This is a genomic window from Streptomyces sp. NRRL F-4489 (genome assembly GCF_001509485.1).
GTDB lineage: Bacteria > Actinomycetota > Actinomycetes > Streptomycetales > Streptomycetaceae > Streptomyces.
The window spans coordinates 60,807-71,546 of sequence record NZ_LLZI01000169.1; the positions used below are offsets into that span (position 1 = coordinate 60,807).

8 protein-coding genes and 2 tRNA genes are annotated in these 10,740 nt (G+C 72.8%); 8 read left to right on the forward strand and 2 right to left on the reverse strand.

Going from position 1 to position 10,740, the window contains the following annotated elements:
- The first annotated feature begins 118 nt into the window (after window positions 1-118).
- The 4 genes from ADL22_RS14500 to ADL22_RS14515 all read left to right on the forward strand — a co-directional run bounded on the left by ADL22_RS14500 (window position 119) and on the right by ADL22_RS14515 (window position 3,417).
- On the forward strand, window positions 119-1,264 hold the full coding sequence (locus tag ADL22_RS14500; RefSeq protein ID WP_079064117.1) for an SDR family oxidoreductase: 1,146 nt from the start codon (window positions 119-121) through the stop codon (window positions 1,262-1,264).
- A 104-nt stretch (window positions 1,265-1,368) separates the two neighbouring features.
- Entirely contained in the window at window positions 1,369-1,851 is a 483-nt protein-coding gene (locus ADL22_RS14505) for a molybdenum cofactor biosynthesis protein MoaE (RefSeq protein ID WP_066978306.1), read from the forward strand.
- A 166-nt stretch (window positions 1,852-2,017) separates the two neighbouring features.
- Window positions 2,018-2,221 (forward strand): hypothetical protein, encoded by a 204-nt coding sequence (locus ADL22_RS14510; RefSeq protein WP_066978311.1) that lies wholly within the window; start codon window positions 2,018-2,020, stop codon window positions 2,219-2,221.
- Between the two features lie 101 nt (window positions 2,222-2,322).
- Window positions 2,323-3,417 carry a PDZ domain-containing protein gene (locus ADL22_RS14515; RefSeq protein WP_066978314.1) on the forward strand — a complete coding sequence of 365 codons (1,095 nt, stop codon included), beginning with the start codon at window positions 2,323-2,325 and terminating at the stop codon, window positions 3,415-3,417.
- Window positions 3,418-3,522: 105 nt separating this feature from the next.
- Here the strand turns inward: ADL22_RS14515 and ADL22_RS14520 are convergent, their stop codons facing one another.
- Entirely contained in the window at window positions 3,523-4,077 is a 555-nt protein-coding gene (locus ADL22_RS14520) for a PPA1309 family protein (protein ID WP_066978317.1), read from the reverse strand.
- Window positions 4,078-4,213: 136 nt separating this feature from the next.
- Here ADL22_RS14520 and ADL22_RS14525 point away from each other — a divergent pair, with 136 nt between their 5' ends.
- The 4 genes from ADL22_RS14525 (at window position 4,214) to ADL22_RS14540 (ending at window position 9,538) form a co-directional block, all read left to right on the forward strand.
- Window positions 4,214-7,111, forward strand: coding sequence for a UPF0182 family protein (locus ADL22_RS14525; RefSeq protein ID WP_079064118.1), 2,898 nt, complete (start codon window positions 4,214-4,216; stop codon window positions 7,109-7,111).
- Between the two features lie 110 nt (window positions 7,112-7,221).
- Window positions 7,222-7,295, forward strand: a tRNA-Met gene (locus tag ADL22_RS14530).
- A gap of 228 nt (window positions 7,296-7,523) precedes the next feature.
- Window positions 7,524-9,359, forward strand: coding sequence for a tetratricopeptide repeat protein (locus ADL22_RS14535; RefSeq protein ID WP_199836297.1), 1,836 nt, complete (start codon window positions 7,524-7,526; stop codon window positions 9,357-9,359).
- A gap of 105 nt (window positions 9,360-9,464) precedes the next feature.
- A tRNA-Met gene (locus tag ADL22_RS14540) sits at window positions 9,465-9,538 on the forward strand.
- Window positions 9,539-9,606: 68 nt separating this feature from the next.
- Here the strand turns inward: ADL22_RS14540 and ADL22_RS14545 are convergent.
- Window positions 9,607-10,704 carry an ABC transporter substrate-binding protein gene (locus tag ADL22_RS14545; RefSeq protein ID WP_066978346.1) on the reverse strand — a complete coding sequence of 366 codons (1,098 nt, stop codon included), beginning with the start codon at window positions 10,702-10,704 and terminating at the stop codon, window positions 9,607-9,609.
- Window positions 10,705-10,740 lie beyond the last annotated feature (36 nt).

A 10,740-nucleotide genomic window follows, 5' to 3' on the forward strand; every position in this document is an offset into this window, starting at 1 on the left:
ACTCGCGCCGCCCTGGGGCTCGGTGCTTCGCTGGCGCGGTGGCTGCGGCAGGATGGACGCCACCTGGTGCGGACCCGTACGACGCGCCCGCACTGAAGACAACCGCTGGAGACGCCCGGTGAGTTCCCCAGATCCGACCGTTCGCGCAGCGCGAAACGCTGCCGCCACCGCCGAAGAGGCGGACCACGCCGTGAGCGGCGGCCGGCCGCTGCGCCGCCCCGTCGTCGCCGTCACCGGAGCCGCCTCCGGGGTCGGCGCGCTGCTCACCCGCGCCCTGGCCGACTCCGACGAGGTCAGGGAAGTGGTGGCCATCGACGAGCGGCCCGGCGACGTGGCCGAGGCCCGGTGGCACGTCCTGGACGTCCGCGACCCCGCCATCGCCGACAAACTCCGCGGAACGGACGTCGTCGTCCATCTCGCCCTCGACCTCGACCTGGAGACCGACGCCGCCGCCCGCACCGCGTACAACGTCCGCGGCACCCAGACCGTGCTGACCGCCGCCGCGGCCGCCGGCGTGCACCGGGTGGTGCTGTGCACCTCGGCGATGGTCTACGGGGCGCTGCCCGACAACGATGTTCCGCTGGCCGAGGACGCCGAGCTGCGCGCCACCGCGGACGCCACCGGCGTCGGCGACCTCCTGGAGATCGAGCACCTGGCCCGCCGCGCCCCGCGCGCCCACCCCGGCCTGAACGTCACCGTGCTGCGCCCCGCCGTCCTGGTGGGCGGCACCGACACCGCGCTGACCCGCTACTTCGAGTCGCCCCGTCTCCTGGTCGTCGCCGGCTCCCGCCCGGCCTGGCAGTTCTGCCACGTGGAAGACCTGGTCAGCGCCCTGGAGTACGCCGCCCTGGAGAAGGTCGACGGCGAACTGGCGGTGGGCTGCGACGGCTGGCTGGAACAGGAGGAGGTCGAGGAGCTCTCCGGTATCCGGCGCATGGAGCTGCCGTCCTCGGTGGCGCTGGGCGCCGCCGCCCGCCTCCACCGGATCGGCCTGACCCCCTCGCCCGCCGGGGACCTCGCCTACACCATGCACCCCTGGGTGGTCAGCGGCAGCCGGCTGCACGACGCGGGCTGGCGGCCCCGGTGGACCAACGAGGAGGTGCTGGCCGAGCTCCTGGAGGAGGTCGCCGGACGGCACACCGTGGCCGGCCGCCGGCTCGGCCGCAAGGACGCCACCGCCGCGGGCGCCGCCGGCGCCACCGTCGCCCTGCTGGGCACCGCGGCCCTGGTCCGCCGCGCCCGCAAGGCCCGCCGCCGCCTCTGACCGGCCCGCCGGCCCGGGGGACTGTACGAGCCTCCATACGGGGCGCCGGACGCCCGGTGGAAACGGCCATTCCGCGCCGCGCTCCCGTACGGCACGATGGGAGCATGTCTGGCACGCACTCCCGCCCGTCCACCGGCCGCGACCACCCTGGTGAGCAGGGCGCCGAGGACCCCATCCGGCTGCTGGCGATCCGCGACACCGCGCTGTCCGTGGACGAGGTCTTCGCGGCCGTCGGCGACCCGGCGGCGGGCGGTACGGCGCTCTTCGTCGGCACCGTCCGCTCGCACGACGGCGGCTCCGACGTCGAGGGCCTGGGCTACTCCGCGCACCCGTCCGCCGAGGAGGAGCTGCGCCGGGTCGCCGAGAAGGTCGTCGCCGACTACCCGGTCCGCGCGCTGGCCGCCGTCCACCGGGTGGGCGATCTGGCCATCGGCGAACTGGCCGTGGTCGTCGCGGTCTCCTGCCCCCACCGGGCCGAGGCGTTCGCGGCCTGCCGCAAGCTCATCGACGACCTCAAGCACGAGGTCCCGATCTGGAAGCACCAGACGTTTGCGGATGGCACCGAGGAGTGGGTGGGGGCCTGTTAGCCCACGTCCGGACGCATAGGGGTGGGCCCTCTCGCCCCGGTCTGCCGCCGAACCGGTACGTCACGTTCCGGTTGCGTAACCCGCTCCCCGGCACCAGCGTTGACCTGGCAGATGGTTAATCTGCTTATTCGTCGAACGCGGGCGCGCACGGTGGAGGGAGATCGCCATGGGAGCGCTCCTCTGGCTGCTGATTCCGGTTCTGGCGGGGCTGGCCGCCGCCCTGTGGAGCAGCTGGACCCTGCGCAACCGCAGGACCGGGGACGTCGCGGAGCTGGCCGGCTACGCCCGCTTCCGGGCCGCGATGGAGAAGCAGCACACCGCCCCGGCGCCCGCCGCGACCACCCGCGAGCACGCCTCGGACCCGGTCTGACGCGGGCCTGATGCCGGCCGGCGCGGAACCGCCGCCGCCCGCCGGACCCGTACGGACGGCCCCGCGGGCCGGTTGTCATACCCGTCCCGTACTGTCGTTCCATGCCACGCCGCACCGCCACGCTGCTCGCCTCGATCCTGATGCTGATCGCGCTGCTCTGCGCCGGGGTGCTGATTCCCGTGCCGTACGCGGAGATGTCGCCGGGCCCGACGGTCAACACCCTCGGTGAGCACAACGGCGAGCCGGTCCTGCAGATCTCCGGCCGCAAGACGTATCCGACGTCCGGGCATCTGAACATGACCACCGTCCGCGTCACCGGCCCGGACTACCGCATGAATCTCCTCGAAGCGGTCTACGGCTGGCTGGACCCGGACAGCGCGGTGGTACCGCACAAGACCCTCTACCCCGAGGGGCAGACCGCCGAGCAGGCCGACCAGCAGAACGCCGAGGAGTTCAGCCAGTCCCAGGAGAGCGCCAAGGCCGCCGCCCTGAAGCAGCTGCACATCCCGGTGGCCACGCAGACCGTCGTCGGCACCGTGGTCAAGGGCAAGCCGGCCGACGGGCTGCTGCACGCCGGCGATGTGATCAAGGCGGTGGACGGCCAGGAGGTGCGCCAGACCGGCGACGTCGCCAAGCTCGTCACCCGGCACAAGCCGGGCGAGAAGGTGGTCTTCACCGTCATCCCGGCCAAGGAGGCGGCCGCGGCGGAGAAGCAGGGCAAGCGGCCCGAGGGCCCCGGCAAGCAGGTGGCGATCACCACGGCGGCGGACGGCGGGCGGGCCATCGTGGGCATCCAGGCCCAGCTCGACCACATCTTCCCGTTCCCCATCGACGTCAAGCTCGCCGACGTCGGCGGCCCCAGCGCCGGGCTGATGTTCGCGCTCGGCATCGTCGACAAGCTCACCCCGGGCGGCGACCTGACCGGCGGCACGTTCGTCGCCGGTACGGGCACCATCGACGACCAGGGCAAGGTCGGCCCGATCGGCGGTATCTCGATGAAGACGATCGGCGCGCGGGACAAGGGCGCCCAGTTCTTCCTGACGCCCAAGGAGAACTGCGCCGCGGCCGCCAAGGACACCCCCAGCGGGCTGCGGCTGGTCAAGGTCGGCTCCATAGAGGACGCGGTGCAGGCCCTGGCCAAGATCCGCAAGAAGGACCTCGCCGACCTGCCGAGCTGCACCCCGGCCGGCCACTAGGGCGGACCGGAGGACCGACGGGCAGCCGGGCGGACGGGCGGGCCGCCGGAAGCCCGGCCGGCGGCCGGCAGCCGACCGCCCGCGGGCCCGTCCGCCCGCCGCGGGTCAGTCCTCGAAGGTCGCCGCCAGCGCGTCCGCGAGGCCCGGGACGAGCGCCTTGCCGGTCAGCACCTCGGACGTGGAGTCCTTCTCCCGCAGCCGCAGCGCCGACTCCCGGGAGCCGTCCCGCAGGACGGCCACCGTCATCCGCACCTCCTGGCGGTCGGGGTGCTCGGCGACCCACTTGGCGAGCTGCTTCTCGGACATGCCCGCCGGCTCGGCGTCCTCGGCCGAGGGCGGGAGCATCAGCCGCTCCACGGTCAGCGCGCAGCCGGTGACGGCGTCCGGCCAGGCGATGGTGGCGAGGAACTCGTCCAGCGGGGCGCCGGCCGGGATCTCGTCCTGCTCGATGGGGGTCAGGGAACTGCCGGTGGAGTCGTCGATGCCCAGCTGGGCGGCGAGCGCGGGCTCCTGCTCGCGGAGCTTGACGGAGTCGACGAGGGCGAACAAACGGGCGGGCTGGTCCCAGCCGAGCCCGGCGGTGTACTCGTCGATTTCGAGCACGGCGCGGGTCAGCGGGTCGGCGGCGAGGGGGGTGCCGTCCACGGGGAGGTTGGTCATGTCCAACATCGTGCCCTGTGAACCCCCGAAATCGGGAACCGAGTAAAGCCGTCGTAAGTTGCATCACTGGGTCCTACTATCGCCGGGCCTGCTCCACACGACAGCTAACTTCGAGGTGCGCACCTTGGCTTTCCAGATGCCGGACCGCGGCGGAGGCCCCACCGGGCCGCGGATCAGAGTCGGCCGACCGTCGCGGCGGTTCCGAACCCTGCTCATGACGCTGGGCGTACTGGCCGTGCTGGCCATGCTCTTCGTGATGTTCTCGGGATTCTGGACCGACTGGCTCTGGTACCGCTCGGTCCATTTCTCCTCGGTCTTCACCACCACCCTGTGGACCAAGATCGGATTGTTCTTCGCCTTCGGCGCCGTGATGGCGGTGGCCGTGGGGCTCAATATCTGGCTGGCGCACCGGCTCCGGCCGCCGCTCAGCGCGATGTCCATGGAGCAGCAGAGCCTGGACCGCTACCGCATGGGCCTGGCCCCGTTCAAGAAGTGGGCGCTGATCGCGGTCACCGCGGTGATCGGCCTGATCGCCGGGGCCTCGGCCTCCGGTGAGTGGCGCACCTGGCTCCAGTGGATCAACGGCGTCCCGTTCGGCACCACCGACCCGCAGTTCCACAAGGACGTCTCGTTCTACGCCTTCGATCTGCCGTGGTACCGCTTCCTGTTGAGCTTCGGCTTCGCCTGCGCGGTGCTCTCCCTGGTGGCCGCCGCGCTCACCCACTACCTCTACGGCGGGCTGCGGCTGAGCGGCCCCGGTTCCCGGGCCACCGCGGCCGCCACCGGCCATCTCTCGGTGCTGCTGGGCGTGTTCGTCTCCCTGAAGGCGGTCGCGTACTGGCTCGACCGCTACGGCCTGGCGGTGAAGTCCAGCGGCCTGAAGTCGGCCGACAACTGGACGGGCCTGCGCTACGTCGACGCCAACGCCTATCTCCCGGCGAAGACGATCCTGTTCTTCATCGCGGCGATCTGCGCGCTGCTGTTCTTCGCCACGCTCTGGCGCCGCACCTGGCAGCTGCCGGTGATCGGCTTCGGCCTGATGGTGCTCTCCGCCGTCCTGATCGGCGGCCTGTATCCGGCGATCGTCCAGAAATTCCAGGTCCAGCCGAACGAGCAGGCCAAGGAAGCGCCGTACATCAAGCAGAACATCAAGGCGACCCGGGACGCGTACGACATCCAGGACGCCGAGGTGAAGTCCTACAAGGGCAACTACAAGCCCGCGTCGGACGGTGACAAGCAGCGGCTGCGGGACTCCGCCGACACCACCGCCAGCATGCGCCTGCTCGACCCGAACGTGGTCTCCCCGGCCTTCCAGCAACAGCAGCAGGTGCGGGCCTACTACCAGTTCCCGTCCACCCTGGACGTCGACCGGTACAAGGACGAGAACGGCAAGGAGCAGGACACCGTCATCGGCCTGCGCGAGCTGAACCTCGCCGGCATCCCCGAGCGCAACTGGATCAACGACCACTTCAAGTACACCCACGGCTACGGCGCGGTGGCCGCCAAGGGCACCGAGACCGCCGACGGCGGCGGCCCCGACTACACCGAGGCCAACCTCCCGCCCAAGGGGCAGCTGCCGAAGTACGAACCGCGCGTCTACTACGGCGAGAAGACCACCCAGTACTCCATCGTGGGCGGCCCGCAGGCGGAGCTGGACTACTCCGACGACAGCGGTGAGAAGAGCTACCGCTACCAGGGCAAGAGCGGCGTCAGCCTCGCCAATCCGCTCAACCGCGCCGCGTACGCGGTGGCGTTCGGCGAGCCGCAGATCCTCTACTCCGGCGCCATCGGCGACGGTTCGCGGATCCTGTACAACCGCACGCCCAAGGAGCGCGTCGAGTCCGTCGCGCCCTGGCTGACCATCGACGGCGACGCCTACCCGGCGGTGATCGACGGCCGCATCCAGTGGATCGTGGACGCGTACACCACCAGCAACGGCTACCCGTACGCCTCCCGCACCACCCTCGGGGACAGCACCGCCGACTCGCTCACCAACGGCCAGCGGGCGGTGGTGGCCCAGCAGAACCAGGTCAACTACATCCGCAACTCCGTCAAGGCGACGGTCGACGCCTACGACGGCACGGTCAAGCTCTACCAGTGGGACACCAAGGACCCGGTCCTGAAGACCTGGATGAAGGCGTTCCCCGGCACGGTCGAGAAGCGCAGCGCCATAAGCCCGGACCTGCTGGCGCACCTGCGCTACCCGCAGGACCTCTTCAAGGTGCAGCGCCAGCTGCTGACCACGTACCACGTCACCGACCCCGGCACCTTCTACACCGGTTCGGAGCGCTGGCAGATCCCCGACGACCCGACCACCGACAAGTCGGGCAACGCGGTGCCGCCGTACTACCTCAGCATGAAGATGCCGGACCAGAAGGACCAGGCGTTCTCGCTGACGACGACCTTCACGCCCAACAAGAAGGACAACCTCGGCGCCTTCATGGCGGTCGACGCGGACGCCAAGAGCCCCGACTACGGCCGGATCAGACTGCTGAAGCTGCCCGCGCAGACGCCGGTGCCGGGACCGCAGCTGGCCCAGTCGAAGTTCAACTCCGATCCCACGATCGCCAATGAGCTGAACATCCTCAAGAAGTTCGGCGACTCGGAGATCGAGTACGGCAACCTCCTCACCGTCCCCCTGGACGGCGGGCTGCTGTACGTCGAGCCGGTCTATCTGCGCGGCGCCAACACCAACTACCCGCTGCTGAAGAAGGTGCTGGTCAGCTACGGCGACAACAAGCCCGTCCTGGAGAACTCCCTCAAGGACGCGCTCGACGTCGTCTTCGGCAAGAAGGCGCCGAGCACCGGCGGGGAGAATCCGCCGCCCGGCGGCGGGCAGACCGGCGAGCAGCCGCCGCCGTCCGGCCAGACCGTGCAGCAGGCCCTGACGGACGCCGAGAAGGCGTACGACGAGGGCGAGAAGGCGCGGGTGGACGGCGACTGGGCAGCCTACGGCGAGGCCCAGAAGAAGCTGAAGGCCGCGCTGGACCGGGCCGCCAAGGCGTCCGGCAAGGGCGGCGGCTCCGGCAGCTGAGCCGCCGCGGCGGACCTCCGCCCCCGGTGACCGCCGGCCCGTAGCGGCGGTCACCGGGCACCGGGTGTCAACCACGCTCCCCGGGACGTGATACGTTGGAGTCACAACGACGCGGGGTGGAGCAGCTCGGTAGCTCGCTGGGCTCATAACCCAGAGGTCGCAGGTTCAAATCCTGTCCCCGCTACTGAAAAGCCAAGGCCCGGATTCCTTGAGAATCCGGGCCTTTGGCATGCGTTGCGGTCCCTCCTCACGCGTTCGGGTCAAAGCCGCGCGGCGGCGGGTCGGACACTCCCTGTGGGAAAGCTGTGTGCTTGAGTTTGGCATGTCGCCGTGTCGGGAAGTCGACAAACCGCTGAAGTGACCTCACCGGCTGCGGTATACCGGGTGTACGCGGGTTACGGGTGATGCGACGATGGTTCTTATGGGGGACAAGGCAAGGTTGTTGGAGACGGACCGGTTTGTGCAGGCGCCCGACGACGGGCGCGATTCCGACCTGGCGATGGACGCGATGGAGGCCGACGGGACGGCCGAGGCGTCCGATGTGGTGACCGAGTCCGGCTACCGCCGCGCCGCCGAGGCGGGCGACACCGCCGCGATGAGCGCCCTGGGCGCGCTGCTGCTGCGCCGCGGCGACCTCGACGGCGCCGAACCCCACCTCCGCTCCGCGGCCGCCGCCGGCGACCGGGCCGCGGCCAACAACCTCGGCGTCCTCCTGCACCAGCGGGGCTACGGCGAGGAGGCCGCCGGCTGGTGGCGGATCGCCGCGGTCGCCGGCTCCGCCGCCGCCGCGCACGCCCTGGGGCGCCACTACCGCGAGCGCGGCGACGAGCCGGCCGCCGAGTACTGGCTGCGCCAGTCCGCCGAGTCCGGCCACTGCCTGGGCGCGTACGCGCTCGCCGACCTCCTGGAGCACCGCGGCGACATCGGTGCCGAGCGGTGGTTCCGGGCCGCCGCCGAGCGCGGCCACCGCGAGGCCGCCTACCGCCTGGCCCGGCTGATCGAGGACGGCCGGGACTCCGACCGCCGCGCGGTGCCCGCCTACGGGGAGCTGACCCAGCAGGCCGAGGCCGAGCAGTGGTACCGCCAGGCCGCCGCGCGCGGCCACCGGAGGGCCGCGCTCCAGCTGGGCGCGCTGCTGGAGGAGCGCGGCGACATCCAGGAGGCCGGCCGCTGGTACCTCTCCGCCGCCAAGGACGGCGAGGCCCGGGCCGCCTGCGCGCTGGGCTTCCTGCTGCGCGACGCCGGGGACGAGGAAAGCGCCGCGGAGTGGTGGCGGCGGGCCGCCCAGGACGGCGACGGCAACGCCGCCAACGCGCTGGGCGCGCTGCACGCCGACCGCGGCGAGCCGCAGACCGCCGAGCGCTGGTACCGCGCCGCCCTGGACGCCGGCGACGTCAACGGCGCCTACAACCTCGGCCTGCTCTGCGCCGAGCAGGGCCGGCCGGACCGCGGCGAGCAGTGGTACCGCCGCGCCGCCTACGCGGGCCACCGCGAGGCCGCCAACGCGCTGGCCATCCTGCTGCTCCAGCGCGGCGACGCCTCCGGGGCCGAGCCGTGGTTCTCCAAGGCGGCCGAGGCGGGCAGCGTGGACGCCGCGTTCAACCTCGGCATCCTCTTCGCCGGGCGCGGCGAGGAGCGGCTGGCGCGCGCCTGGTACGAGCGGGCGGCGGCCGCCGGGCACACCGACGCGGCGCTCCAGGTGGCCATAGCGCAGCTGCGGGACGGCGATCTGCGGGCCGCGGAGCGGAATCTGCGCTGCGCGGCCGGCGGGGGCAGCGCGGAGGCCGCGTTCCGGCTCGCCGACCTGCTCGACCGGCGGTCCGCGGAGGCGGACGGAGAGCGGTCCGCGGACGACGAGAGCCGGCAGTGGTACGAGCGGGCGGCCCGGCAGGGGCACCGCCGGGCGCAGGTCCGGGTCGGCATGTTCGCGGCGGCGCGCGGGGACGCGGCCGAGGCGGCGACGTGGTACCGCGCGGCGGCCGAGGCCGGCAGCCGCAACGGCGCCTTCAACCTCGGGCTGCTGCTGGCCCGGGAGGGCAGCCTCCCGGAGGCCGCGCTGTGGTGGCAGCGGGCCGCCGAGCGCGGGCACGGCCGGGCGGCGCTGCGGCTGGCGCTGATCGCGGCCCGGCGCGGGGCGCTCGCCGAGGCGCAGCGGTGGTGCGCCCGGGCGGTGGAGCTGGGGCCGCCGGAGGTCGCCGAGCGGGCGGCCCGGCTGCGGACGGCGCTCCAGGAGGAGCTGAGCGCGTAACGGGCGGCGGGGCGGGGCGGTGGGCCCGATGGGGCCCGTCCCGCCCCTGTGCCGGAAGGGATTTGCGCTGGTCGCCGGGGTGGGGTTAGAGTAAAGACACAACGACGCGGGGTGGAGCAGCTCGGTAGCTCGCTGGGCTCATAACCCAGAGGTCGCAGGTTCAAATCCTGTCCCCGCTACTGTAGGCCGAAGGCCCGGATCCCAGGATCCGGGCCTTCGGTGCGTTTGCGGTGCGGGGGCGCCGGCGTCACATCCGGTGCCCGACCGCCTCCGCGTACAGCCGGCGGTCGACGAGCCGGCTCTCCGGCAGCGGCTCGCCCCTGATGACGCCCGCGTCGCGGTAGGCCCGCTGGAGGCGGTCGGTGGTGCCCTTCCTGATCTCCCAGTCCATCCGGAGCGCGGGCACCGCTTCGAGGACCTTGCGGTCCACCTTCAGCAGCCGGGCCAGCTCCCCGGTGAACGCCGGGTCGGCCTTGTAGTTCCCGGCGAAGTAGGTGTTGACGGTGCGGATGTAGGCGCGCAGCAGGGCGACGCCGGCGTCCGGGTCCTTCGTCAGGAGGTTCGGCCCGTACAGGGCGCCGCCGAGCGGTTCGCCCCGGGGCTGGCCGCTGAGGAACGCGTACCGGGCGCTGCCGTCGACCTGGCGCCATACGGGGTCCAGCAGCCAGGCGGCGTCCACCCCGCCGCCGGTCAGCGCGGTCAGGACGTCGGACGAGCCGAGCTGGCGGAAGGTGACGGAGTCCGCGGCGGCGCCGTGCGCGGCGAACGCCCGGTCCATCGGGTACATGATCACCGAGCCCTTGCCGATCATGGTGCCGAGGGTGGCGCCCTTGAGGGAGACCGCGGACGCGCGCTGACCGTCCCGGAGCCGCACCCACAGGCCGCTGCGGGAATCCGGGGCGGGCGAGAAGTTCCCGGCCACCCAGCGCAGGTCGAAGCCGCCGTGCACGCCGTTGACCACGGCCGCCTCCGGGGCCGCCCACAGGGCGTCCAGCTCGCCGCGGGCCAGCAGGGGCAGGGCGTCCGGGGTCGGCAGCACCTTCAGCCGGACCTCCAGGCCCTCCTTGCGGAACTCGCCCTTGGCCAGCGCGACCCGCAGCGGGGCGACGTACTCGGCGGCGAGGGTCCCGGTGGCGAGGGTCAGGGTGCGGCGCCTGGTGAGCGGGGCGGGGGCCGGGGCCCCCGGGGAGCAGCGGGCCGGGGCGCGCCCGGGGGAGAGGTCGGCGGGGTCGGTCCAGGAGTGGGCGCCGCAGCCGCGTACGGGCTTGATGGCGCGGGGTTCGGCGGGCGCGGCGGTGTCGGGTCCGGCGGCGCAGCCCGCGCTCAGGGCGAGGGCGGCGGCCAGGACGGCGGTGGCGGCGAGGCGGGTGGGGGTGCGGGG